A 25211-nucleotide genomic window follows, 5' to 3' on the forward strand; every position below is an offset into this window, starting at 1 on the left:
ATAATACAGTGAGTTCTTTTCTTCTTCCGTGAATTCTAGGTTAATCATGTTTTTAATGAGTGCTTTGCTTCTAATTATGACTCTTAAACTATATTATTGTCCTTGAGTAAAAAATGCAAGTTGTAGCCGTGCAAAGTATAACAGCAACCAATCTAGAAAATATCACCCTGTTAGGAACAGATAACCTCAATGCCACGGGAAATAGTTTCAATAACACGCTAATTGGTAATGACGGTGATAACCGACTGCAAGGATTAGCAGGTAACGATAATCTCGATGGTAAAGCAGGTAACGATACTCTCGTTGGTGGTGCTGGCAATGATACTTATACTATCGATGCCGGTGATACGATTGTTGAAAATGCCAACGAAGGAACCGATGCCGTAAAAGCGGGTTTCAGCTACATTCTCGCTAATAACCTAGAAAATTTAACCTTACTCGCTACAGGAAATATTGACGGCACAGGTAATAGCAGTAACAATAGCCTGACAGGAAATAACGGCAATAACCGACTGGAAGGATTAGCAGGTAACGATAACCTCAATGGGGGATTAGGTAATGATACTCTCGTGGGTGGCAGCGGCAATGATAACTACACCATTGATGGGGGAGATACCCTGATAGAAAATCTTAACGAAGGAACTGATACTGTCACAGCTAGTTTTACCTACACTTTGGGAAACAACCTAGAAAACCTCAACCTCAGTGGCAATGCTGCTATTAACGGCACTGGGAACACCCTAAACAACAGTCTTAATGGCAATAGTGGCAATAATCTTCTTCTTGGGTTAGAAGGGAATGATTCTCTTGATGGAAAAGCCGGTAATGACACCCTCGAAGGAGGCGCTGGTGACGACACTTACACCATTGATGTCGGGGATACAATCACAGAAAATGCTAACGCAGGAACCGATACGGTTAAAGTTGGTTTTGCTTCCTACACCCTAACCGCTAATTTTGAAAATCTGACTTTAACGGGAACTTTAGCCATTAATGGGACAGGCAATAGCAGCAATAACCTTTTGACAGGGAATAATGCCGCTAACACCCTTACCGGACTAGACGGAAACGATACCCTGCTAGGCGGTAGTGGCAATGATACTCTAGTTGGCGGCAATGGTAATGATGTTCTCACAGGAGGTTCGGGACTCGAACAATTTGTCTTGAATGCACCGGGTACCGGCATTGACTCAATTACCGATTTCAAAGTAATCGATGATACCCTTGTGGTTTCTGCGTCTCAATTTGGTGGTGGGTTGACGCTGGGAACGGCTATCGATTCTAGTCAATTCCGCATCGGCGCCGGAGCCACCACAGCAACGACTGCTGACCATCGTTTTATCTATAATTCCACCAATGGAGCTTTATTCTTCGATGCCGATGGTAGTGCCACTACAGCTATGGCGATTCAGTTGGCTACCCTCTCCCCACAATTAGCTTTAACTGCCGGTGATTTTATCGTTGGAGTTTGATAATAAAAAGTAAAGGGTTCTGGTATTGCTGATTTTAACTATGAATTATCTTATACCCCTGTATCATTCGTAAACAGAGGGGTTGAGTATCATCAATCCTTACCTCCTCTTGCCCAAAAAACACAAACAGACAAAGGAAATATTACGACCAAACCCGTTTTATTCCGTTTTGCTGCTCACTCAAAACATCCTACAAGTTTTAACTCATACCAAATTTCTCAATCCATGACAGACATCCACGCTCGAATGCTTGCCAAGCCTGCATTCGTTGTGACGCGAATAAAGAAAAATGGGATCATATTGGTGATTTTCTCTCACTTAAGGTGAGCAGCAGAAGTTGTTCAAAGAGGGCGCAAGCATTGCGCCCCTACAGTAACGGATTTTGTCCACAATGTAGGGGCGAACTGCGTTCGCCCAAAAGGTACATTATCAAAGCGCAAGTCCCTTACGGGATTTTCCGAAAAATAGGGCAGTTTTCAGGCTACCCTAACCGGAAAATTAATCCCCAAAATGGGAGATAATCGCGTCGGCAAATTCGGAACATTTCAGGGGAGGATTAACGGGAGGTTCCATCAGACGCGCTAAATCGTAGGTAACTTGTCGATTAGCGATCGCTGCTGCGATGCCTTTTTTAATCAAATCGGCCGCTTCTTGCCATCCCATGTATTCCAACATCATTACCCCAGAAAGAATCACCGAACCGGGGTTAATTCGGTCTAAACCGGCGTGTTTAGGGGCTGTACCGTGGGTTGCCTCAAAAATAGCGCAACTATCGCCAATATTCGCCCCGGGTCCCATCCCTAAACCACCGACGATCGCCGCTGCCGCATCGGAGAGATAATCGCCATTCAGGTTCATGGTAGCGAGGATCGAGTATTCATCGGGACGGGTTTGGATCTGTTGGAAGATACTATCGGCAATGCGATCATTAACCATAATTTTATCTTTCCATTGCCCATTGCCGTGGGTTTCCCAGATAGCATCGAGAACACTGGTCACTTCTTGGCAGATTTTAGCTTTTTTCTCGTCCGTGAGGGCATCATAACCCGGTTCCACCATGCGGGCGTTATCTTCGATGCTCAGATCAGGGTTTTTCTCCTTATTACTCAGGATCCATGATTCCATCTCGGTAACGCACACATCCCGGAATTCACTTTTAGCTAATTCATAACCCCAATCCCGGAACGCCCCTTCCGTATATTTCATAATGTTACCCTTGTGGACAAGCGTAACTTGATTTTTCGGTTTGGGTAAAGTCAGCGCTCGTTCGATCGCCCGGCGGACTAATCTTTGGGAACCCGTCTTACTAATCGGTTTGATCCCGATGCCCGCATCGAGGGGAATTTGTTTGTTACCGTGTTCGGGAGTGGCGGGAATTAGTTCCGTATTGAGATAATTAATCAGTTTATCGGCGATTTCCGTGCCTTGTTTCCATTCGATGCCGAGATAGATATCCTCGGTATTTTCCCGATAGACGATGACATCGAGTTTTTCCGGGGTTTTATGGGGGGAAGGGGTTCCCGCATAGTAACGACAGGGACGAACACAGGCATAAAGGTCAAAAATTTGCCGCAAAGCCACATTCAGGGAACGAATCCCGCCACCGATGGGAGTGGTCAGGGGACCCTTGATGGCTATACCATATTCTTTAATCGCTGTCAAGGTATCTTGGGGTAGATATTGATAAGTCCCGTAGATTTCGCAAGCTTCATCGCCTGCATAGACTTTAAACCAATGGATTTTCCTTTGACCAGCGTAGGCTTTGGCGATCGCTGCATCGATAACTTTTGCGGTTGCGGGCCAGATATCGACCCCCGTACCGTCACCGCGAATGAAGGGAATGATCGGATCGTCGGGAACTAGAGGTTTTCCCTCAGAAAAAGTAATTGTCGAGCCTGTTGTCGGTGGGGTAATTTTTTCGTAGCTCACAGTCATGGGCTTCCAGAAACAGTATTTATCTATACGTTGGGAGTCTAGCGCCGTCAATATCTAGACTCAGGGATTTTGGGTAATTTCTTAAAGATTCCCTTGCTGGCATCAACTTCGTACCTCACCATTAAGATAACTGCGTATTTAAATTGCCTGTTGAGATGAGGCAAGAGACTTCGCAGGAATTTGATGACAGTTTACCCAAAATTGATCGGGAAATTATCGACTAACCGTTGGTTCTATAATCTCAATTTTTTCGATGATACCGAAGTTTTCACTAATTGCTCGTGTTGCTTTCAGTTGACCGGTTACTAAAAACTTCAGCTTCATTTTAATTGAGGATGTATCGGCTGGATTTCCTGCTAAAAACTGAATTTGTCGCAGTTGGGCTAAAATTCCCAAAGAAGCTGCATTATATTCTGTTTTGTAGGTAGTATCTTGATTATAGGCTTCGATTAATTGGTCGTGGTGGGTTAGGATAGAGCCAGCAATGAGAGCCGTTAATTTTTCCAGTTCATTGATACTTGCAGCTTGTACCTCTATGAAAAGTTCTTGTTCAAAATTTCTTAGGCTAAAAATCCCGACAAAAGAGTAGATAAACAGGATACTTTTCGCTTTTGATATATCATAGGTAAAGTTACACTCTTGCGTTTTATAATTGATGGTAAAGTCTTGTTTTTCCTGAAGCCAAATTTGCTTTTCTGTTAAGGTACCTTCAGCAAAGAAAGCTTGACACTGAACCGTTCCTTGTAGGGGTGTTTTGGCTAAGATATATGGTCCTAAAGGTTTTCCTTGGATGACAGCCAGTTTTTCCCGAAACTCTTCTGGACGCGGTTGATTAGAGGTGTTTTCTCCGGGTTGTTGGCTGATGGTAAAGCAACCCGGAGTTATAACAATCATCGGGAGATTACTGCTATCATTTGAGTCAACCGGTCCGGCCTTAATGTGTTGCTCTGCGGGAGAAACAACGCTTGCTAAGGTTTTAACTAGCAAGCTGATTATTCTCAAAACTAGGTTTTGAATCATGGCAGTTTTGGGGAAGAATATTAACTACTTCATTGAGAGAGAACTTCTACTTTTTTAGCGTCGTCAAGATTTTCTTCTTCCTCAGCTTTAGCCAGCAGTTCTTCTAATACTTGAATTGCGCCACTGATGCGAAGCATGGTAGTTCTTAGATTAGACTCTTGTGTTTCTAGATCAGCTAACATTTTTTGACCAGACTCATATTCAGCTTTGAGTTGTTCGATGCGTTCTTGGATTTGTTCTTTCATAGGAATAAATCGTGGGAAAAGTTAGTTTTTAAACTAGGGTTTCTAGATCGTACCACAAAAACTGTAAGTTAAGGACAAATCCGGGTAAAATATCTTCTCCTGATAAAGTAGCAGGCTTTTTTAAGACTTCTACGGGTTGATCAGCGCGATAAATTTCGACAAGTTTATTTTTGGTATCAATTAACCAGCCTAAGCGCATTTGGTTGGCTAGGTATTCCTGCATTTTCTCCCGTAAGGGTTTCATCTTGTCTGTTTTAGAGCGCAATTCTAAGACAAAATCAGGACATAATGGGGGAAAGGTATCTTGTTGTTCGCGGGTTAGACAATTCCATCGTTCTCGACTAACCCAAGCGACATCAGGAGAACGGTTTGCGCCATTGGGAAGGCTAAATGCTGTGGAGGAATCAAAAACCTCTCCTAATTGGGTTTGTTCGTTCCAAATGACAAAACGACTAGCGAGTTTAGCGTTGTATTTCCCTGTGCTTCCTCCAGTAGGTGACATCATGATTAATTCGCCGGTATTACTGCGTTCAAGGCGGAGTTCTCGGTTGGCTATTGCTAGTTTTTTAAACTGTTGTTGGCTGATTTTGCAATGGTTTGGCAGATTAATTATCGCTGGTTTCATAAATCATCTACTCTCCTGGCTCTTCATTGATGATAGCATGGTATAAGATGCCTAAAATTTTGTTGATGTCTTTAATATAATACTCACTCAAATCAATCTCAACGGTTTTACCTACAAGTTTTAAAAATCTCCAGATAGTTCCAATGGTCACGACTCCGTAAATGACAGGGGTTTTATTACCTTCCTGTTGGTTGAAGATTTGAGCAGCGATCGCTTCAGCGATACACTGACCAAATCCTGAGTTTAAGTTTTCATTTTTCGCCTCGACAATTGTGACAATCGGCTGACGAATAAATAACTGTTCTGGATTTTTACTGATAATAAAGTCGCAAATACCGTTCAAGCCTTGGCTGAAATCGACAGTAAAGTCAACTCCAGAAAATAGACTAATTTGGTGTTTTAATTTCCTTCGCAACTCTAATAGGACGGGAGCAATAATCATTTCTGAACGAGCTTTTTCGGTGTTGATAGCTACTGCTAAATCGACAGTTTCCCGGAGAGTTGTTATTAAATGTTCACTAGACTCTAGTTCTGGAATGGTATCAAATAATTCAGAGTTTTCCTGAATGGTTAAATCAAAAATTTTCACTAATTCATCTAATTTAAAATTGCTATAAGCCATTTACATTTACCGCCTTTTATGGGTTAAATAAAATTCTAATAAACACCCCAGAGACACAGAGGACAAGGAGTTTTTTTGTTGTTGATTCAGTGAGCGCTCTGTTGTTTTATTTCCCTAAGTTCTCGCATTTGCTGTTGATATTTTAAGGCTAATTCTGTTGATATTTCACCAATTTATCTCGCTTGTTGTTCAGCAATTTTGAACTGTTATAGCATGGCTAATAGAGTTATTATTGCTCAACCCAACCTACGGCTCTAACATCTTTTGACTGGACTCATATTCGGCTTTGAGTTGTTCGATGCGTTCTTTGATTTGTTCTTTCATGTTCCTTTAGTGATAAGTTGTTTGAGCAAGGATTTCTTCTATGATACTCGATATTTCTGCTTCTGAGTCAATATGCTTGGCTAAAACCTGTGCTGTTGTCTCTAATATACGGTTAGAAAAGATTTTGGTTAAATCCTGTCTTAGTCCTTGTCCAATATACAGCTTCAGCAGTGCTTCATAAGACATATCTCGATTAGCAGCTACTTTTTTTATGGCGGCTAAGGTGTCTTTTGGAATATCCAGAGAGATTGTCTCTTCAAGACGGGGATGCAGTTTTAAGCTATATTCATCTTCTGGTTTGTTCATAGAGTTTCCTTTCATTTCTAGTAGCTTGACGAGCAGAAATTATCCAGTTTCTTTTTCCTTTTTCTACATAGATAACTAACAAAAGATGCTGTTCTAAAGAATAACCGAGAATAAACCGACGTTGTTCACTATTGGTAACATTCTGGGGGGTTGCTTCTCCTTCTTGGTAAAAGGGGTCAAAAAACGCCTCTATTGCCTCCTCAAAGCTAATGCCATGTTTTTCCAAATTAATCTGAGCTTTATGACTATCCCACTCAAATTCAACGCCTTGTAGTTGATAGACAACATTCATAGATTTATTTAAAGAGCATTGACATTCCTGACAGCGAGGCGTTTTTCTAGTTGTTCCTTCATGTTTCTTTAGGTATAAGGCGTTTAAAGTGATCGCTATTATTATTATTTAATCACAGCCTGACAGCTAATGTTTAGTTCTTTGGCCATTTGATCAAGCCAGATATATTTCCCTCCAACTGATAAGATATGCGATCGCAATGTGATTGATCGACACGATCATTATCATACATGGGGAATAGAGGAGGTTCACGAATCATTTAGATTTGCTATAGCGTTTACATTTGAGTTGTGGAACGAGATAAGGACGCAGGTTCCTTGCGCCTCTACAGAGGTCTTTCCACATTTTATTTGAAAACACTATATCATGTTATTATATCGCTGATAACTGATACAGAGGATTCGCTAACTATGTGGCACGGCAAAATCCTGACATTAGACATCTTATAAAAGTAGGTTCGTAGTTGCGCTTTAGCGCTATTTGATTCAGAGGGAAATGCTATATGAAAACATTGGCTAAATGTTCTTTAGAAGATTATCATCAGATGATTGCATCAGGTATTCTGCGTGATCGTCGTTGGGAATTATTAGATGGCAAAATTTTTGAAATGAGTCCGGAAACCCCGCTTCATTACACTACAGCTAAACGAGGTGTAAAATATTTAGAAGATTTGCTTTCAAGCAAGGCTGATGTCCGTTTCAATGGACCAATTACCCTATCTGACTCGGAACCAGAACCTGATATTGCCATTGTTCGACTACCAGAATCATCCTACAATGATCGCCATCCAGGTTCTCAAGATATTTTCTGGATTATAGAAATTGCCAAGACAAGCTTAAAGAAGGATTTAGAGATTAAACTGGCAATTTATGCAACGGCTGGAATTGAGGAATATTGGGTTTTAGATTTAGCAACCAAGCAGGTGATTGTCTTCAGAAATCCTCAAGGAAGTCAGTACCTTGAAGAATTTAGGGTTGTTCAAGGAGCGATCACACCCCTAGCATTTCCTGATATTTTAGTGTCTGTTGAGCGACTTTTCCTGTGAACAAACGTGGAGTTTATCTGGGCAAAACGTCAGAAAGCAAGCACTACTGAACTGGAAACTACTCCTCGCTCATTTTTTGAAGTGGCCCAGGCTTTGATTGGGGTAGGGGAGGGACCAGGATATCTTTCGACCAATCCAGAATATATGCAGGGTTATGGACAGTAATATTCTATCAAGTGATTGTTGATACGGGTGTTTTGGTGGCTTTTTTATCTTATACAATTGTACCGATTATGCTAAATCAGGAAGAACTTTATGTCCAGATTCTTATTCAGATTTAAGTTCTTGTAAGCGTTCATAATTATGAGACCTGATCCCAATTATTATCCCCGTCCCAAGATATTTGTTTATTAGTACCGTGAACTGCATTCGATAAATAAAAAACTACTCGATTTCCTTCTACGCTTATTCTAAATGTATTACTGTTATTGGTGATTGTCAAATTTCCTACATTAATAATTTGATTACCTACAAAGGTATTTCCACCTCTTGTTGCTACTTCGTTCCAACCAGGATTATTGGTTTCTAAGCCAGCCTGAACTTTTCTAAAGAAAAGTCGATCATTGTTGGTAAATGTTGAGGCAATTTGCAATTGGTGATTATTGTTTATGTTGCTATGACGAGCGGTTATTAAGTGTGTCCAAGGATGGGAAGTATCGGGTACATCAACGGGGATTTCTCTGCCGCCATTTTGATAAAAACCTGACTTAAGAGGAGTACCAAAATTGGAGATATCACTTTCATAACCTAGGAATGCAGAGCCTTGTAAATCTAGATTACCCCTAATATAAGTATTACCAGTATCTCCGTCAACCGCAAATAATGGATTCCAACCAGTTGACCAAAACCCAAACTCTCGATTCTGGTGAAGATGAATACCAAATCCTGCTTTTTTAAAAACTCCTCGACTGGACGAATGTTTAATCAGTCCTTCATCCCAATTTTGATTCAGATCACGAGACCAAAATACATTAGGCCATTCATCTTTATCCTCAGAGGTAAAACCTCCCAATTGCAAGCTTCCAATCTTAACAATACCAGAAACTGAAAGAACGCCATTCCTATCAAGGGTCATCAAGGATCTTCCACCACCTGCATTTAATTCAGCATCATTGTGTGAACCACCTTTATACCAAGCAAAGTTTGCATCGCTACGAAAATATTGGGTCGAACTTTGTATGCCAATTCCATAGTTAGTTGACCATAAATTAAGCATTTGACGCACTTGTGAACCAAAACTAACTGAACCTGTTACTGATAAATCACCAGAAACTGTTAATGCTTGGGCTTTGACAATACCAGAAACTGACAAACTTCCAGCAACCTTAACTTCTCCTGTCCCTTTTGGTTTTAATCCTAAATCTTGATTAGCTTCACTTCCTGCTGCATAAATGGTATTGAAGCCAAAGCCAATTCCTTGAGTACCATTGCTATGGCGAAATTCTACACCATCATTATCAGCATTAAAATCACCGGTTATATATAAACCTTTAACGGCTGTGGGATGAGTTCCAGTACGAGTAGCTGAGGCAATATCTAACCTAGCAACTGGATTTATTGTACTACCAATGCCAATATTATTCCCTAACCGATTGATCAGCAAAGGTTTGCTACCATGAGATTGAATCCAAGAATAATCTTGATGATAGCCTAATCGTAGATTAGAAGCATTAGTAGGTCCTAAAACTAAAATCTGACCTGAAGGTTCTTGAGGTTGAGGAACAACAATACTTAGACTTCCCTTAATAGTGACATTACTATTGGCGTTTAAGGCCTCAGCAATAGTTAGCGGTCCCTTAAGAGTGTCGGCTCCATCTCGATTAATTTTTGCTGTTTCTAAGCGGTCGATTTCTTTGATTATGACATTCCAATCATCAGACTTGAGAATGTCACCCGGTTTTCTGTTGAGAGTGTCAGCTAATGGCATGATTGTCACCAATAATTAGAGTGTAAGTTGATTTCAAAAGGTGATTTCCCAAATCAGGGTGAGGGTAAAATCTGGAGTTTTATTAATCGGTTTAAAGATAACCCTATTATACATGACTTTATCCTCATTGAATAAAGCCGCTTCTTTTAATTCTCCATTACCTTCTTCCGCTTGGAGATCAGCTGTTATTGTTAGTTTAATTCTTTTACTGTCAGGTAAGAGAACTAAATCACTGTCTTTAATGGGATTTATCTTTTTGCGGAAGATTTCTTGTGCTAATTGTAAATCATCATCACTGACCGCTTTATCATTACCTCCAATCGCGATCTCAGAAACTGGTTTAATTGTGTCTTTGAAGTCTTTACTAAAAAGTTGAGCCACTAATCTCCGTCCAGAAGTGACAATAGTATTGTTAGCGTGAATTTCTTCTACCAGTTGATTATTCAAGTCTCTTTTTTGGATGGTGAGACTTCCTTTAATGTCCATTGTGTCTTGGATAGCCATAGCTATATCTCCTTAAGTAAATACAATTGTATCAAAATAAGTGTAATCAAATACGGCTGAGGTCAAAAATGTATCAGACATTTCCTGTTCAGAAAGTAAAGATTGTTGAGATCGACCATCAAATTTATCAGTTATGTTATGATCTTCTGAAAATTTGCCTTTTCCTTTAAATGACAATTTTTCCTGGATTTGATGGTCTTCTTGAAATTGTTGTTCATAAGCAATTTTAGCACAAATCCCCGATGCTTTGACTTTTTCAATTAAACTTTGGATTTGGTGGCGTGGATGATCTAAGCTTTCGTCAAAGCGATCACTGTAACCTGGGATTTGCCAAGGAATCTTAACTGTGAAACCTCCTGGAGTTATTTGATAAAAAGAGAATGTAACCACCAAGGAATAAGATTTAGCTTGTTGCTCAGATGTAATTGGATTATTTTCGGCATTTTCAAATAAAGAAAAGTCAAACAGAGTGTAATCAAAAGTAACTTGTGGATTGCCAATATCCGCTTCTATTGACCATTCAGATTGACCTAAAGGTAAACTCGGTATAGATCCCACAAGTGGAGGTTTAGGAATTGTTACTCCATTTACCATAGCTGAACCATCTGGTAGGATTAATAAAATTTGATTGATATTGAGACTTGCTTCATATTTTATAGATTGATTATTAGTGAGATTAATTAGACAAATATTCGTTAAAGGTGATAAAGAACCTTGCGGATTTTCACGATTATCTAAAATCTTGATTTGAATCGCAGGAATAGCCAGAACAGCATTGGGGTTCTGGACATTAAATCGACTGATATGAGGATGAATTGTCTCTTTAGGAAAAACCAATTCAGGAAAAAATTCAATTACCCGAATTAACTGACGATAAACCTTAAGGGTTCCATTTTTTTTAAGAATACGATAAACTTGTCCTTGGGTAGCATCGGTGAGTAACCAACATTGTTGAGATTTCTCTAACACAATAGTTGTCCCAAATGCCAAAATTAATCCTTTTTCTCGAAAGACTTGCTGAAGTTCTGCGGGTACAGTAAGCTTACTAAGAGAGGGTTCCAAGGTTATCGGAATGTCAAAAAGGTAAGATTCCCAAGGTTTGATCTCTTGGCTATCATCCGTACTCATTCCTAAGTTTGCAGCAACAATTTTGACTATTCCCTCTTTAGTTGAAGCACCAGATTTTAAAACATCGATTAGGCGTTCAAGACGTTTACGATAGACAGTAATATTTTTTTCTAAATAAGTGGGATAGGCTGTTTCTAACAGTAAGCGATTCAGCCGTTTAATTTGTGATTCAGACTGAATCAAGCTTTGTATTTCGCGAGATAGGCTTTTAAAAGTAAAACTTTCTTTATTATTTTCATAGAATTTGTCATCAGTTAAGATTTCCTGATTGAAAGCTTGAGCAAGTTGTTGAGCTACTTCCATTGCTGTCGGCGTTTCACTGGAGGGAATTTCCTCTGGATAAACCGATTCTAATAGCATCCGATTGAGTCGGATTAAATCATCTCCAACGATGACTTGAGATAGAAGGTATTCCGCTGCGGGGGAAAGCTTGGCTATTTCTAGATTAGTGGTATTTTCTGGAACCGATAACAAACTAGATAAACTAATTTTGTCAATTTCTAATAAACTGTTGATTGCTTGGGTTGATAAAAATGTAGTCGCTGCTTCAGCTTGATTAATTACAGCAAGTAATTGTTGGACAAAGGAAATATTTTTAAATAAAGCTTTTAATTGATTTTTTAAGTCAATCTCAATTTCAGGCGTAATATCTTGAGGTTGAAAAGGCGGGTTTTGTCGAGAAAGTATTCTTTGAATGTCTAGAGGTAAACGCCGATACAATCCTTTTGCTAATACTATCTTTACTGGTTCTAAGCCTTGATTAATTTGTTGGAAAAGGTTGATCTGTAAATTTCTTTGTTGCAGGTATTTATAAAGATTACGATCTTCTTGTAAAATCTTATTAAATTCCTTAACTAATGCAAGATTTAGATCAGGGTTAATAGATGCTGAACCATCATAATTGAATAATTTTTCTTTAGTTTCTGCTGATAATTTATCGCGCAGATAGCTAGTAAAAGCATCCTCTCCAATAATCAATTTAAGAATTAGTGATAAGTGAAACTGAAAATCCTTGGAGAAGTAGGAATTGCTGACATGATATTTATTGATTAAATTTTCTGTATTTTCAAATAATTTAATTTTTGTAAAAATATAACTCGATAAAGGGTTTTCTGAATCAACCAATTCTTTCACTAATAGGGAGATTTGTGTAAAATCACTAAGCTGAAATTCCGGATTGACTGTGGTTAATTGGGATGTTCCTCCCAATTCCGCTAACATAAGAGCAAAGATTTTATCTAAATCCCCTTTTTGAGTAGCGGTGAAACCCAGAGAACCAAAATTGTCTGCTGTATTAATAAAATGAGATTTTAAGACACGGATTAAGTCCTGCTCCACTTCGTCTAGTATCTCTCCAAAAACATCCAAAAATTGAGGTAAAAAACTCGTAGGATCTTCAGGAGGATAGAAGTGGGGAAACCGACTTATAATACTAGCTGTTCTACCACTAATTGTCATTGTTTTCTCAGTCTAGGACAAGATGAGAGTAGGGTCGTAGAAAAGTAGGGTTGTGGAAGAAATAAGACCGTTCTCGACAACCATATAAATCAGCATAGCAGGTATGGCTAGTTAAAGCAAGCATTTATATGGGATGACGATAACAATGCGCTAAATTAATTGAAACAGTCCACTGCTTAGTAGGGTTATTTCACTTCTACTGTTGCTGGAGGGTTGATTTCTTTGATTATTTCGACGGAACGAACATGAATCTCTTGATTGTTGTTAATATTTCTTGTTTGAGTGCGGTTATCAGCTTGAGAAGTTGCTGTTAGGTCAAAATTTTCGATAATGTAAGTAACGCCTCGCAATAAATTTTGTAATTCTGGCGAACTAATTGGTGTAAGAATAGCTTGTTGCAAACTTGTATAAGACAAGTTTTTCCCTTGTTCTGGCCTCGGAAATTCTTGAATGGCCTTAGTAACAGCTTTTTGTATTGGTTCAATCATATCTGTTTGCTTGAAGCCACTAGGAGAAGGAGTGGGAATTACCAATTTTAAACTTAATTTAGTAATATCTACCTTGATACTTTCAATCTCGCTAGTTATACAAAAATTACCAAGCTGCACTTTTTCCCATTGTTTAACTTCAATTTGCTTTTGATTGATCCTTAATTCTTCTTTATCGTTAATTATAGTGATAAAATCATTGATATCAAGCTTGAATGGCATATCCTTAATAACATTGTTGACCGCTTTTTCTAACCCATCAATGTCAACGTTTTCTTCGGGTTTAAGCGTCTCTAAATAAGCATTCAAACTGTCAATAATTTTTCGCTTAATTTCATTTTTCTCCTCATCATTAGTTTTGTTAGGAGGGGTAAATTGGACTGCACCAACGATTTGCAGAATGTTACGATAGATAAACAGATTTTCTTTGTCTAATTCGGCTTTTTCGGCAAAACTCAATTTAATTTCTTCTGGTGTAACTACTGCTAAAGGCGATAAATCTGAAGCTTGTAACTTCAAGTCTTTATCTTCAACAGTGATTTGAGCTTCAGCAATTTTATTTTTAATATCTTCTTTTTTCAGTGAGCCACCAGATTTTAGATTTGTGAAATATTCTGATAATTTATCGATAATTTCTTGTTCTCGAGAAGACTGAATATCCTGATTGATTTTCAATCGAATTACAATAGGAACTATTTTCACTTGTGAAGTTACCCAAATCTTACGCAGATAGATTTTTTGCGCTTCCTCAATATCAATTTTCTTTCGAGGATCATTATCAGCATAACATTGAGTTGGTGTACTGGGAATAGAGCCATTGTCTGTTGGGACATAGGTACAAATTTCAAAACGCTCTATATTATAGATATTTGTCACAGAAAGAATTTGGCGAGTTAGTTGAGAAAACAACAATGGTTGTCCCATTTTTATTTTACTAATATAATTAATGATGCTTTCTTCAACAGATTTTTCTATTGTCTTGCGCTCTATTTCTGATGTTTTTATACCTGGATTAATTTCAATCTTAAATACAGCATCTATAGGAACCAGTATAGCTGATTGTAAACGAACAAATACCCCCGCCGCTCTAACTTTATCAATCTGACTTTTTAGGCTTTGAACTTTAGTTTCATTGCTAAAATCAACGCCATCGACAAATATGTCAACTAAACCATATTTTTGGTCAGGATTATTAAATTTTTCAATCAGTTTAACTTCTTTAACGCTCGGCTGACTTAGAAGTGCATTTTCCAGAGCGATATTAGAAGCTTTTCCAGAAGAAATCAGGGCAATTTTAGCTCTTTTTCGTAATTCTTCATCGGTTTCTGTTTTCTTTCCAGTAAACTGTATAGGACTTTTATTGATGACTGATTTAATTCCAGGAATGGGAAGAGGCATAATATTAATTGTCTCCTCCTTAGTCACCTGTTCTTCTCCTCGTTCTACAGCTTGAATTTTAAGATCAAGAGTTTTTGAATTGGCGGGAAAAATTTGGGATTCAATAGTTGTATAAGCTTTTTTTTGTGATTTTTCACTGTCTTCTGTAGTCACTAAAGTTCCCACAGGAATTTCAATTATGTCGGTTCCTAAATCCCGTTGAAAAGTGACGGTTCCCTCGGCAAAATCTGGTAATCCTCGTTGAATTCCTAGCAAAGCTACCAACATTTCTAATTGTGAACCTTCTGCTGAATCAATAAAAGCTGACAGATAAACTTGATTTAATTGTTCGTAGAGTATCCCAATTTCATAAGCAAAAGATTCATACATGGTGCGAATAACGCTACCTACCTGAAAATCTGTCAAAGTAGGAACTTTTTCTTGGGATTTCTGCACCATGTTGGTGTAGATTTCTTCAAATTTTTTTGGTTCAAAAGTCATAATCTAATTCTCGGTGTTGGTGGAAGGATCATTATGGCTAAAGATTGATGGATAACTGAATGTTAAGAGCCGTAGATTCTCCTACAGGTTGCAAAATAATTGTTGTTAGTAAAACATTGCGTTTGTCTAAGTCGCGGGAAGGGGGTTCAAATCTAATTTCCTTGATTTCAGCAATCCGAGATTCTTGCTCTAAACATTCCCTAATATAAAGTTCTGCAAGCTTACGGGTACGAATATTATTAGGTTCTCCCATTAATAAATAAAGGCGAGAGCCATAGGATGGATGTCCTAATTTTGTCAATTCTCCCCGACGAGTATAAAATCTATTAACAATAGCTTGAGATAGATTTTTTCGTCCATCAACTCGATTAAGATCTTGTTTTTGTCCTAGTTCTCCCGGTGTTAATTGCAGATCAAATGTATTGAGACTGGTCATGTTTTAACCCCTAATTATTTATTTAAGCTTTGTTTGATTTCCTGAATTAATTCCTGTTTCATGGCGGAGGAAAGTTTTCCAGTAATTTCTTTTTCTACGGTAAGATTGCCTTTAACCGTCACTGTTTTATTGACAGCAGGACTTAATTCAATGTTACCGTCTAAATCAAAACGAATTGCTGCACCATTTTCTAGCTTGATTTCTAATCCTTGATCTAACAGGGTTAAAGAACAACTCGGTTGTTTATCCCTTTTAATGATAACTTTTCCACTAGCGGGGATGAGTTCAATATTACCCTCCTGAGTGACTGAGAGTTTATTGTTGTTGTCAGTAATTAAAGAAATTCCCTCCTTTTGATGTAAATTAATGAGAGCATGACCAGATTTATTCCCTTCGTGGGGACACTCCATATCTGTTCCTATGCACCATTTACCATTATAGGGTTTTTCGATGGGACTAGGCATATCATAAGGACAGATAAAAATCTGAAGAAAAAGCTCTGGTTTGTCTTTCGTTTTGTCAACAATTCCATCAGTTTGACTTGAATATTCATAATCACTGTTTGCGCCTTTAATTCTGACCATAATTTAATCCTCTTTGTCGATTTTACTTAGTTAATTATCCTACTTTTGTATTTCTTGCTTTAGCTTGAATTGAGTTGATTTTTTCAGTCGGAACCAGAATCGGACAAGGCGCACCTAAATTTCCCAGATGGGTATGAGTTGTTAACAAAATGTCATCATTATCGGCGATCGCATTGGCGGGAACTCTCCCCCCAACTTGGATACTAGAAGTAGCAGCATCGCCAATTTTTATCCCACCTAAACTTTTCAAAGTCAGATTACTACTTGCTGCATCAATAGTAATTCCTCCACTGGCAATTTCAATTTTACAAGTCCCATTATCAATCGTCAAAGTCGTCCCTTTAAGAACAATATTACACTGTTGAGTTTTTAAGGTCATATCGCCATCATTAAGATTAATTTCGCATTTCTCATTAGTTGTTGTGATTTCTTTGTCCTTCACTGTCACAATGCTTTTTTCATCTTTACTGGTAATGGTAATCACACTATCTTTATCAATCTTAATTTGACTACCATTTTCTAGAGGATGTTGTAATAAAAATTCTTGCTCTTGGTTGACAGGTGGCAGCTCTTGATCATTGTATAAACGACCAATAATCACGGGAGAATTTAGATCACCCCCAATAAAAGTAACCAAAACTAGGTCATCAACTTTGGGAATATTTACCCATCCTAAATGAGGAGTAGCAAGGGGAACTTTCCTGAGTTCAAAATCAGTTCCATCTGGCTGCTTTTTATTTTTCAATTTTACTGAACATTGATAATTATCTTGATCATTTTCTGCTGAATGAGGAAAAATTGCCGTAACAATACCAAGTTCAGTAGTGTAGATTTTTTGTGCTTCCTGTTGAGCAACTTTTTTCATTACGCCGACAATTGAATCCATTAGACTTCCTCCCAGTGAATGGTAGTATAAAATCCCTTCTTCCGAGATAAATAATGTTCTACTCCCGTAATTTTAAAAGTACCATTAAGCAACGATATCGGCATTTTAGCAATTTCAATGCTATCGCCTAATTTAGCTTCAGGTTCCCCCACAACTTTAATCACTCCTTTTTGTTTTTTCTGGTATTTTTTTAAGTAAGCTTTAGCAATTTTGTTAGCAATATCTTGAGTTCTAGCAGTAGAATCTTCTAGTTGCAAAGTTGCTGAAGATTTTTTGCCATCACTTCCTTTAACCTCTTTTTTAGTGAGCCAAGATACAGCTTTTTCCCCTTGTCCTTGACTAGCAGGACTTTCCCCATAAACTTCTACCCCAGATTGCAACGGATTTTCCTCCATCTGTTCCCAAGCAAGAAGATTAATGCCATACTCAAATTTATGTTTTTTTGAAGTTTTATAGGGAGCAAAAACTAACTGGTCTTCAATATTAGCATACAGATCAAAGCCGCATTTGTGAGCTAAGATTTGTAAATTTTCATAAACTGTCTGCTGATTTCCGATAACATAGACAGGAAATTTAATCCCATTGTCAACTTGCTTGACTTCCAACCCCAGCCTACTTTGAGCAATATTTTTTACTATATCTCCAGCAAAGGATTTTTCATAGAGGAGGTTAAATTTTGCCTTCGTCAAGCTACTAAAACTACTCATAGCTTCAATATTTACCTGATCAACCTGCCATTTTATTTGGCTAATTTTACCTTGAAAAACCTGGCTTAATTGAGAATTACTTCCTAATTTAACCGTTATCGATTCATCAAGAGAGGGAGCCAACGAATCAGCAAGACTGAGAGAAATCTGACATAAATTTACAGGAATATTCAATGAAGAACTTACCCGCAAGTTTAAAACCAACGATGAATCATCAACCGTATAAGTGGTAGTACCAATCGTTACTTTATAGTTAACTTGTAGAGGTTGATTCATAAATTTAGTTTAACCTCCTTCTCTTAAACGGGAATAGCTACTAATAAACTTCGGTAAGCATCACTGACATCTTCTAATCCGATACCTAACTCACTTTCTAACCCATATAATCGTTCAATTAAAGCTTTAAAAATACGATCAATTTTCTGGCGTATTTCTTGATAAGCAGCTACTACTTTTTGATATTCATCATTAAGCGCACCTTCTAAAGCTTTAGGAATATCAAGGATGAGTTTGACAATGTTAGCATGAAGTTCATCTAGTTTGTTGACTATTTCGGTGGGATAAATATCCTTCAATTTTCCTAAGAAAAATGGATAAATTGATTGTAAGCTCAGAATTATTTCTTGAGGATAAGCGGTTTCTAGCAGTAAGCGATTTAAGCGAATAGTTTCTAGTTCACTGCGCTGCGGTTTAGCAATTAAATCTTTAGCTTCTTGGGGAAGATTCTCAGCAACTAATTTGAAGCGTTCAGTGCCATAGAAATTTACATCTGTTAGTAATTTATTGAGAGCATTAAAAAGAGCTTTTTGCGTTCCTGGTTGCTTGGGATCAGCATTTTCTAGCAAAGCTTTTTGCGTTTCATTGAGAGTTGTCCAGAAGTAGGCTGAAACTGCATCCAATGGCTCTTTACGCCGTAATTTTGTCAAGAGATTTGCCACAGTACCACCTTTAAAATCACTGACATCATAGAAAGAATTTAGAATCAGCAAAGGTCTTAGTTCTTTAAGTTTATCAACAATCTCTTTGTAAATTGTTTCCAGGGAATCAATAATTTTATTTACAGTACCATCAATAGCAGTTTTAACTTTATTGATCGAATCTCGAATAAGTTTACCAAAATCAGCGGTTAAATTTTTCAGAATGTTGGCGATTTCTGTAGGAGCAGATTGCAAGCGTTGAATGACTTTCTTGATTTCTGCTAAGATAGTACGGGGTTGAGCCAGAATTTCATCCAAGCTACTAAGAATCCTTTTGAGCGGACCTGTCAACTGAGATTCGATTTCATTGGGAATGACTTTTTTTAAATCAGCAATAATTTGTTCATCACTTCGCGCTGTAGCACTTTTCAGTAAGTTGTCTAACTTTTTTTTGGTGGGAGTTGACGAAGGAGTTAGCTCTTTTATACTAGGATCGTTGTTGACTTTTGCAGTAACTAATCTTTGACGTAGAGCAGTCATACGAGTTAACAAATCTCGATAATCTACCGCAAATTCCGCCGGTGGATTAAAATTATCTAAAAGTGACTTGCTGCGATCCCATTCAGCCGTAAAATCCTCCGATGCTTTTTGATAATTGCTCCAAGCTTGGTTTAACTCATTCTTGGCGTTACTGATCGCAATGTTAGGCTCCGTTGCATAGTTGGTAAGATTAGTACGTAAGCTAGTTAACGCAGCAATCAACTTGGTTTCATCAATGTTATTAACCCGTTCTAGAATTTTCGCTTTAATGGTATCTACTTGTTGAATTTGTTCTTGGAGGTTAAGGCTCAAAATTTCTTCTAAAGTTTGCCAAAAACCAGAATTTAACACATTGTCTAATCCTAAACCGCTTAACAATTTTTCCACATCACCGATGGCTTCAATAACTTTATTGATCAGTTGTTCAACTGGTAAGTTATCTAAGATGCTTTTCAGTGCATTTAGCTTTTCCGTCAAGAACTGTGTGAGTTTTTCAGGAGAGAGAGAGTCAACAACTGCAAGTAATTTTTCATAAAGTTCTTCTAAACGTTCTAAAAGCTGATTAGGATTCAAAATTTCTAACTTTTCTAGTAAGGTTTCATACAGTTGTTTAACTGTCTCTAAAAGTACAGAAGGTTTATATTTATTCAGTTCCGTCACTAGAGATTGAATATAAGGATCAAGAAAAGTCTTAACTAAGGTTCCGGGAGCAAAAGATTTAACTTGTTCATCAACTTGTTTAATTTCTCCTTGAATTGAATCTACTAACCCAACAACCGGATCTAACAGAGAATCGAAGGCTGCTGTTAATTCTGGATTAACTACCCCAGGAACATCAATTTCTTGGAGAATTTTGACCCCTACTTTTAAGGCGGTTTTTTGTGCAGTTCCCATGGTAGAAACATCTATTTTTTTGAGTTCTATTTCTAATTTATTGGTTTGATTAACTGCTAATTGAAAAGCAGGTTCAAGGGAAACTTTCTGTAAAGCAGCCACCACTTGCTCGATACCTTGATCAGCTTTATTTAAAGCATCTTTAACCGGTTGACTCTGTAAAACACCTGTTACTTTACCCAGAAGTTCCTTGATTTTTGCTTTTAATTGTTCCTGACTAAGTTCAGTAGTAATTTTTTTATTTACTTCATCTAAAGATTTCTCAATTGTTTGAGTTGTCTGTTTAATTTGTTGCGCTACTGTTTCAATACCTTGTACCGCAGTATTAGCAAATTGATTGATCGCTTGCTTTAAAGGTTTAACAATTTCATCAGATTTTGCTGCTGTTTGTTCAACAAAATCAACTAATTTATCGATAGTATTAGTGAGATAAGCTTGAACCTGATCTAAAGCTTTTCCTGCTTGTTCAATTTTATCGGCGATCGCTTTTAAAATCTTGTTCCCGATTTCGCTGACTTTGGTAATAGCCTGATTAATTAAATCTTGTATTTTTGTAATGAAGGTTTTTAGTTGTTCTGTGACTGTGGTAATCCGTTCTTTTAAACTGTTGACAAAATTTTCTATGCCTTGAAACATTTTGGAAAGAGTTTCAATTTGTCCCCCTCCACTATTGGGAAGATTTGCTAAGAGCGTAGAAAACTTATCAATATCAAAAGAGTTAAGATTTTTAACTGCTAAATCAATCTGTTCTCCTTGAGAGTTAACCTCCGATAACCAGCTTTTGATTTGTTGTCTTAAGGGGATAATTTTCGCACGGCTTAAATTTTTAGGATTGAGAGATTTCAGAAAATTTTGATAATCTTTATAAAGTTGGGTCTGTTGATTAAGTTGTAAGGTATAGAGTTGAATCGCTCCATTGGGTAAGATATAATTAAGTTCTTGAATTTGTTCAACAAAAATTTCAGTTAAAGCGTCAGAACTAAGCCTATCTAACCATTCGTCTGGATTAGATAATTTATCAATAAAATTTTTAAAGGCTTTAATAATAGCATCTAAAACTTTACCCGGAAAAGCTTGAGCATTATTGAGAAACTCTTGAAACTCGTCAAAGGGAGTTGATTGATTTTTGGTAATACCAAGTTGACCAAAATTAGCATTACCAGTAATAGATGAAGTTAAATTACTAAGAGAACTATTAACTTGATCTGTGACAGCTAATCCTTTAAAAGTATCTGCACCTGGATTAGTCGGGATTGACTGGGTTAAAGTGTCTATACTAATGCTAGAAATATCGCCTAATTTTCCCGTAACCTGTGTTTGAATTTCACCTACAGAAAAAGGCGCTGTGGGGATTTCTATCGGATTGCTATTAATTTGTTTAGTTACTTGATCAAAGCTATTGTTTAAATCTGAGGAACGAACAGCGGTAAAAGTTACCCCTAAATTATCCTTAACTAATTTCTGAGAATCGGTAAAAGGTTTTCCCGCTTCCGCAAAAGTTGCTTGTGAATCTACATCAAGGGTTTGGATTTGATCGAGAATTGCTAAACTCATAATTTTTATTTAAAGTAATGGTTAATAATCCGAGCGTCTGACACAAATCGTCACATTTTTTTCTGCGCTGACAGTTAGGTGATACAGTGCGAGACTTAGAGCTAATCCCCGATTCTTTGAAAAGTCTTAGGACATCAAGGATTTCAGAGAAAATGGAACTGTTATCAAAACCTATGGTAATCATTATAGCAGGTGTCGGGGGACTGTCAATAAAGTTATAATGGGGAGGGGAGTGTGGAGACTGTGGGAGGAAAATCTCAAAAATCCTAAAGAACACCATATTTTCACTAAAGGTTAAAGAGTGATTTTAAATCACTAAGATTACCATCAAGAGTGCTAGTTGCTTCTTTGATAGGATCGAGAGAAGCTTTCAAGGGTTCTATCGGATTAGTAATTGCTGGAATTGAACCAAATTGTAAAGCATCTGGTAGCATAGCAACGGTCATAAAACTAGCAGCATCTGCTTTAATATTAGCATCAACACCAGCCACTTGTGCAAATGCTTGACTGGGAGTTGGAGGGACATATTCAGCTAAGGTTAAAGTATAGCTAAATTGCTCGGGATCTGTGGCAGATTGAACAACGGCAAACCTTTCTAAAATTACTTGACTAAAATAGGCTTGTCCGATAATTTCAGCAATAAATTCAACGGGTTTTTGCTCTTTGTAAATTTTTCTTAATTTCTCTAAATCAGCTAAGTATTTATTACCATAAAAAATGCCTTTGATTTGTAATCTTACCGAATCTCTACCAAAATTCTGGACTAGGTTTCCCTGTTTTCCCGGAATTTGGTGATAGACAAAGTTATTTTGCTCGATTGTCTCGATTTGATGTACTCGATTCAGTTGAATTCCTGCAATTTCAATTGCCATATTTAACCTCCATAAAATCGTCGGTATTCTTGATTAATTTTTGTTTGTAGAGTTTCTAGAATATAATCTAGATCGATTGCTTGTTGTTCAGTATCTTGCAGGCTAGGGTGTTGATTGAAAGATTGATTCTCAGATTGCTGTTCATTTATTTCTAATTCTGTTTTTTGAATATTAGAAAAGTTGCTGTTAATATTATTAATTTGATAATATAACTTTTCTCTGGATTGCTGTAAAAGTTGGGGTGGAATTGGTAACATCTCAGCAGGCTGAGAGATAATATCAGCCGCTGTTGCTGAATCTAAGGGTAAATTTTCTCCTGATATATCCCTAACCAAATCGGTTAATTCTTGCCAGTTTTTCGGTTCAGTCTTTTGTCCAAAATTTTTCCAAGGGGTGGTTCCTGAATTGAGATTATCTGAATCTAAGGGTAAATTTTCTCCTGATATATCCCTAACTAAATCGGTTAATTCTTGCCAGTTTTTCGGTGAGGGATTATTTGACTCAATTTCAGTCTTTTGTCCAGAATTTTCCCAAGGGGTTATTTCTGAATTGAGATTATCTGAATCTAAGGGTAAATTTTCTGATGATATATCCCTAACTAAATCGTTTAATTCTTGCCAGTTTTTCGGTTCAGTCTTTTGTCTAGAATTTTCCCAAGGGGTAGTTTCCAAATTGAGATTATCTGAATCTAAGGGTAAATTTTCTGATGATATATCCCTAACTAAATCGTTTAATTCTTGCCAGTTTTTCGGTTCAGTCTTTTGTCCAGAATTTTGCCAAGGGGTTGTTTCCAAATTGAGATTATCTGAATCTAAGGGTAAATTTTCTCCTGATATATCCCTAACTAAATCGGTTAATTCTTGCCAGTTTTTCCCTGAGGGATTATTTGACTCAATTTCAGTCTTTTGTTGAGGATTTTGCCAAGGGGTTGTTTCCAAATTGAGATTATCTGAATCTAAGGGTAAATTTTCTCCTGATATATCCCTAACTAAATCGGTTAATTCTCGCTGGCTTTTCGTTGCGTTATTCTGCGGATAAATATTATTAGCTTGATGATTATCATCAAAACTTATCTGTTTCTTTTGACGAATGTTATATGAATTTTCTTGCTCCTTTTGTAAAGGCGGATAATTGCTTGTTCTTACTCTTGGATTGGGTTGAGTATAATCAGAAGCTGAAGCCAAAGATTGACGAGAAAATGACATGAAAGAAGAAGTATTTACTCCTAAATCAACTGGGGAACTATCCCTTTCAAGAGAAGACATTTTCCCATTTTTAGACCTTAAAGATGGAACAAAATCAGCAGTTAGCCAAGCCTCCCAATCTCTAAATAAATCGGTTATTTCCGATAAATCTTCTACAGCAAGGTGCAATCTTGCTAAAGGTTGCAGGTCTTTTTCTAAAAGCTCTATACTATTGAGCCAGTTGTCAATTAAAGAGTAATTCCATTGTTGAAACTCCTGATATAATTCTAAACCGAGGCTGACTAAAAAATCATCATTCATGGTTTTTGGTTGAATCCTGAGCGATCATTTGTAAATATAGAGAAACTTGCGCCATTGTCATTGTTTGTACTTGTTGGGGAGTCCAACCAAATTCCCTAGCGAGGATATAAGCTGCTTGTACCCAAGGGGACTGACTAACATCTAGGAAGGATTTTTTTTTCCTGTTAAACCACTAATTTCGCGGATATTGTCAATTAAAAAATTGACCAATCCTAAGGGTAGTTGTTTAACTTGTTCCAAGGATAAAGTTGGCTCAACTAAGGATTCTTTAATCATTAAAAGGGGAATTAATCCTGCATCCTGTCGGGAAGCTTTCATGATTAATTGAAATCTCCCAATAGTCAGAGGACGAATCTGGACAATTCGCCTCGACTCTGGGAATTTATCGGCTGAAGTATCCAGTTCGCCAGGATGCAAAATACTGACTGGGATAGCAATATCAAAGGTGACAGAAGCACCCGCTAACAGGTCTTCTGGAGTCAGAGAAATTTCAGCCATAATTGTTAGCCTGCGGTTTCTTCGCTGCTGATCCGTAAAGCGCGGAAAGTAACCCCTTCCATAATAAAATCATCTTCTGGCAAACTGAAACTCCACTTTTCAAACTTGACCCCAAATAGTACGAGTTTGCTGCTATTACTGGGGAGTGCGGGATTTTTCAAGTTGATGACGATGTTGAAAGTTGGTTGCGGAATTGGGTCTGCTGGCGGTGGACTTTTTGCCGCATCACCTAACAATAACCGCAAGAGTGCGCCGTTAATGTGAGCGCGTTCAGCAAAGCCTGAAACATCAACATTACCGGGACGAAGTTCAGTAGGAAAGCGCTTACCAATTTCGTGATAGGGTCTGATCTCATTCTGGACGTTCACCTGTACATTTCGCAGTCGTCCGACAACATTAGAAAACTCATACTCACTAATCAGTCCATCCGCCAGTTTGCCTTCTTCGGTGGCTTTGTCATCCACAGCTAACACCAGGGTAGCATCAGACCCTCGAAAAACGTTGTTATTAGGCATAGTTTTCCTCCTTTGGGAAGTAATTGATCGGTGG

22 protein-coding genes are annotated in these 25211 nt (G+C 37.6%); 2 read left to right on the forward strand and 20 right to left on the reverse strand.

Annotation, left to right across the window (positions count from 1 at the left end; genetic code table 11):
- Positions 1 to 113: 113 nt before the first annotated feature.
- Positions 114 to 1472: a calcium-binding protein gene (locus O9324_RS16830; RefSeq protein WP_288140786.1), complete on the forward strand. Its 1359-nt coding sequence runs from the start codon at positions 114 to 116 to the stop codon at positions 1470 to 1472.
- Between the two features lie 498 nt (positions 1473 to 1970).
- Here O9324_RS16830 and O9324_RS16835 read toward each other — a convergent pair whose 3' ends face one another.
- From O9324_RS16835 to O9324_RS16865, 7 genes are all read right to left on the reverse strand, one after another.
- Positions 1971 to 3407: an NADP-dependent isocitrate dehydrogenase gene (locus O9324_RS16835; RefSeq protein WP_287627448.1), complete on the reverse strand. Its 1437-nt coding sequence runs from the start codon at positions 3405 to 3407 to the stop codon at positions 1971 to 1973.
- A 213-nt stretch (positions 3408 to 3620) separates the two neighbouring features.
- Complete coding sequence (locus O9324_RS16840) at positions 3621 to 4427, reverse strand: hypothetical protein (protein WP_287627450.1); 807 nt, start codon at positions 4425 to 4427, stop codon at positions 3621 to 3623.
- 29 nt (positions 4428 to 4456) lie between these two features.
- Positions 4457 to 4672: a hypothetical protein gene (locus O9324_RS16845; RefSeq protein ID WP_287627452.1), complete on the reverse strand. Its 216-nt coding sequence runs from the start codon at positions 4670 to 4672 to the stop codon at positions 4457 to 4459.
- 28 nt (positions 4673 to 4700) lie between these two features.
- On the reverse strand, positions 4701 to 5297 hold the full coding sequence (locus O9324_RS16850; RefSeq protein WP_287627454.1) for a Uma2 family endonuclease: 597 nt from the start codon (positions 5295 to 5297) through the stop codon (positions 4701 to 4703).
- 7 nt (positions 5298 to 5304) lie between these two features.
- Positions 5305 to 5919 (reverse strand): hypothetical protein, encoded by a 615-nt coding sequence (locus tag O9324_RS16855; protein WP_287627456.1) that lies wholly within the window; start codon positions 5917 to 5919, stop codon positions 5305 to 5307.
- A gap of 330 nt (positions 5920 to 6249) precedes the next feature.
- Entirely contained in the window at positions 6250 to 6549 is a 300-nt protein-coding gene (locus O9324_RS16860) for a hypothetical protein (RefSeq protein ID WP_288140787.1), read from the reverse strand.
- Positions 6530 to 6841, reverse strand: a complete 312-nt coding sequence (locus tag O9324_RS16865) for a BrnT family toxin (protein WP_287627460.1) — start codon at positions 6839 to 6841, stop codon at positions 6530 to 6532. Before O9324_RS16865 ends, O9324_RS16860 begins: the two co-directional genes overlap by 20 nt.
- 502 nt (positions 6842 to 7343) lie before the next feature.
- Here O9324_RS16865 and O9324_RS16870 point away from each other — a divergent pair.
- Positions 7344 to 7886: a Uma2 family endonuclease gene (locus O9324_RS16870; protein ID WP_288140788.1), complete on the forward strand. Its 543-nt coding sequence runs from the start codon at positions 7344 to 7346 to the stop codon at positions 7884 to 7886.
- 301 nt (positions 7887 to 8187) lie between these two features.
- Here the strand turns inward: O9324_RS16870 and O9324_RS16875 are convergent, their stop codons facing one another.
- The 13 genes from O9324_RS16875 to O9324_RS16935 form a co-directional block, all read right to left on the reverse strand.
- The gene (locus tag O9324_RS16875) at positions 8188 to 9813 is read right to left on the reverse strand and encodes a hypothetical protein (protein ID WP_288140789.1); all 1626 of its coding nucleotides are present in this window, start codon (positions 9811 to 9813) and stop codon (positions 8188 to 8190) included.
- 33 nt (positions 9814 to 9846) lie between these two features.
- Positions 9847 to 10317, reverse strand: a complete 471-nt coding sequence (locus O9324_RS16880; protein ID WP_288140790.1) for a hypothetical protein — start codon at positions 10315 to 10317, stop codon at positions 9847 to 9849.
- A gap of 12 nt (positions 10318 to 10329) precedes the next feature.
- The gene (locus O9324_RS16885; protein ID WP_288140791.1) at positions 10330 to 12813 is read right to left on the reverse strand and encodes a hypothetical protein; all 2484 of its coding nucleotides are present in this window, start codon (positions 12811 to 12813) and stop codon (positions 10330 to 10332) included.
- A 275-nt stretch (positions 12814 to 13088) separates the two neighbouring features.
- Complete coding sequence (locus O9324_RS16890) at positions 13089 to 15269, reverse strand: baseplate J/gp47 family protein (RefSeq protein WP_288140792.1); 2181 nt, start codon at positions 15267 to 15269, stop codon at positions 13089 to 13091.
- Positions 15270 to 15306: 37 nt separating this feature from the next.
- Positions 15307 to 15705 carry a contractile injection system sheath initiator gene (locus O9324_RS16895; protein WP_288140793.1) on the reverse strand — a complete coding sequence of 133 codons (399 nt, stop codon included), beginning with the start codon at positions 15703 to 15705 and terminating at the stop codon, positions 15307 to 15309.
- 14 nt (positions 15706 to 15719) lie between these two features.
- The gene (locus tag O9324_RS16900) at positions 15720 to 16289 is read right to left on the reverse strand and encodes a hypothetical protein (RefSeq protein WP_288140794.1); all 570 of its coding nucleotides are present in this window, start codon (positions 16287 to 16289) and stop codon (positions 15720 to 15722) included.
- A gap of 34 nt (positions 16290 to 16323) precedes the next feature.
- A complete protein-coding gene (locus tag O9324_RS16905; protein WP_288140795.1) occupies positions 16324 to 17175 on the reverse strand; it encodes a phage baseplate assembly protein V in 852 nt (283 codons plus the stop codon).
- Complete coding sequence (locus O9324_RS16910) at positions 17175 to 18158, reverse strand: hypothetical protein (RefSeq protein ID WP_288140796.1); 984 nt, start codon at positions 18156 to 18158, stop codon at positions 17175 to 17177. The genes O9324_RS16905 and O9324_RS16910 overlap by 1 nt, the downstream gene beginning before the upstream one ends.
- Positions 18159 to 18181: 23 nt before the next feature.
- Positions 18182 to 21787 (reverse strand): DUF4455 domain-containing protein, encoded by a 3606-nt coding sequence (locus tag O9324_RS16915; RefSeq protein ID WP_288140797.1) that lies wholly within the window; start codon positions 21785 to 21787, stop codon positions 18182 to 18184.
- A gap of 287 nt (positions 21788 to 22074) precedes the next feature.
- A complete protein-coding gene (locus O9324_RS16920; RefSeq protein ID WP_288140798.1) occupies positions 22075 to 22659 on the reverse strand; it encodes a DNA circularization N-terminal domain-containing protein in 585 nt (194 codons plus the stop codon).
- A gap of 2 nt (positions 22660 to 22661) precedes the next feature.
- A complete protein-coding gene (locus tag O9324_RS16925) occupies positions 22662 to 24164 on the reverse strand; it encodes a hypothetical protein (protein WP_288140799.1) in 1503 nt (500 codons plus the stop codon).
- Positions 24165 to 24305: 141 nt separating this feature from the next.
- Positions 24306 to 24662 (reverse strand): hypothetical protein, encoded by a 357-nt coding sequence (locus O9324_RS16930; protein ID WP_287627474.1) that lies wholly within the window; start codon positions 24660 to 24662, stop codon positions 24306 to 24308.
- 5 nt (positions 24663 to 24667) lie between these two features.
- Entirely contained in the window at positions 24668 to 25177 is a 510-nt protein-coding gene (locus O9324_RS16935; protein WP_288140800.1) for a hypothetical protein, read from the reverse strand.
- Between the last annotated feature and the right edge of the window lie 34 nt (positions 25178 to 25211).

The sequence above is a fragment of the Microcystis sp. LE19-84.1B genome, assembly GCF_027531875.1.
Classification (GTDB): Bacteria; Cyanobacteriota; Cyanobacteriia; order Cyanobacteriales; family Microcystaceae; genus Microcystis; species Microcystis panniformis.

What these genes read in the sequence shown, in the direction of transcription:
- O9324_RS16925 (WP_288140799.1), bottom strand. Translation starts at nt 24,164, where the DNA reads ATGAATGATGATTTTTTAGTCAGCCTCGGTTTAGAATTATATCAGGAG.
- O9324_RS16860 (WP_288140787.1), bottom strand. Translation starts at nt 6,549, where the DNA reads ATGAACAAACCAGAAGATGAATATAGCTTAAAACTGCATCCCCGTCTT.
- O9324_RS16835 (WP_287627448.1), bottom strand. Translation starts at nt 3,407, where the DNA reads ATGACTGTGAGCTACGAAAAAATTACCCCACCGACAACAGGCTCGACA.
- O9324_RS16865 (WP_287627460.1), bottom strand. Translation starts at nt 6,841, where the DNA reads ATGAATGTTGTCTATCAACTACAAGGCGTTGAATTTGAGTGGGATAGT.
- O9324_RS16910 (WP_288140796.1), bottom strand. Translation starts at nt 18,158, where the DNA reads ATGAATCAACCTCTACAAGTTAACTATAAAGTAACGATTGGTACTACC.
- O9324_RS16905 (WP_288140795.1), bottom strand. Translation starts at nt 17,175, where the DNA reads ATGGATTCAATTGTCGGCGTAATGAAAAAAGTTGCTCAACAGGAAGCA.
- O9324_RS16850 (WP_287627454.1), bottom strand. Translation starts at nt 5,297, where the DNA reads ATGAAACCAGCGATAATTAATCTGCCAAACCATTGCAAAATCAGCCAA.
- O9324_RS16900 (WP_288140794.1), bottom strand. Translation starts at nt 16,289, where the DNA reads ATGGTCAGAATTAAAGGCGCAAACAGTGATTATGAATATTCAAGTCAA.
- O9324_RS16840 (WP_287627450.1), bottom strand. Translation starts at nt 4,427, where the DNA reads ATGATTCAAAACCTAGTTTTGAGAATAATCAGCTTGCTAGTTAAAACC.
- O9324_RS16895 (WP_288140793.1), bottom strand. Translation starts at nt 15,705, where the DNA reads ATGACCAGTCTCAATACATTTGATCTGCAATTAACACCGGGAGAACTA.
- O9324_RS16845 (WP_287627452.1), bottom strand. Translation starts at nt 4,672, where the DNA reads ATGAAAGAACAAATCCAAGAACGCATCGAACAACTCAAAGCTGAATAT.
- O9324_RS16935 (WP_288140800.1), bottom strand. Translation starts at nt 25,177, where the DNA reads ATGCCTAATAACAACGTTTTTCGAGGGTCTGATGCTACCCTGGTGTTA.
- O9324_RS16920 (WP_288140798.1), bottom strand. Translation starts at nt 22,659, where the DNA reads ATGGCAATTGAAATTGCAGGAATTCAACTGAATCGAGTACATCAAATC.
- O9324_RS16915 (WP_288140797.1), bottom strand. Translation starts at nt 21,787, where the DNA reads ATGAGTTTAGCAATTCTCGATCAAATCCAAACCCTTGATGTAGATTCA.
- O9324_RS16890 (WP_288140792.1), bottom strand. Translation starts at nt 15,269, where the DNA reads ATGACTTTTGAACCAAAAAAATTTGAAGAAATCTACACCAACATGGTG.
- O9324_RS16875 (WP_288140789.1), bottom strand. Translation starts at nt 9,813, where the DNA reads ATGCCATTAGCTGACACTCTCAACAGAAAACCGGGTGACATTCTCAAG.
- O9324_RS16830 (WP_288140786.1), top strand. Translation starts at nt 114, where the DNA reads ATGCAAGTTGTAGCCGTGCAAAGTATAACAGCAACCAATCTAGAAAAT.
- O9324_RS16930 (WP_287627474.1), bottom strand. Translation starts at nt 24,662, where the DNA reads ATGGCTGAAATTTCTCTGACTCCAGAAGACCTGTTAGCGGGTGCTTCT.
- O9324_RS16880 (WP_288140790.1), bottom strand. Translation starts at nt 10,317, where the DNA reads ATGGCTATCCAAGACACAATGGACATTAAAGGAAGTCTCACCATCCAA.
- O9324_RS16855 (WP_287627456.1), bottom strand. Translation starts at nt 5,919, where the DNA reads ATGGCTTATAGCAATTTTAAATTAGATGAATTAGTGAAAATTTTTGAT.
- O9324_RS16870 (WP_288140788.1), top strand. Translation starts at nt 7,344, where the DNA reads ATGAAAACATTGGCTAAATGTTCTTTAGAAGATTATCATCAGATGATT.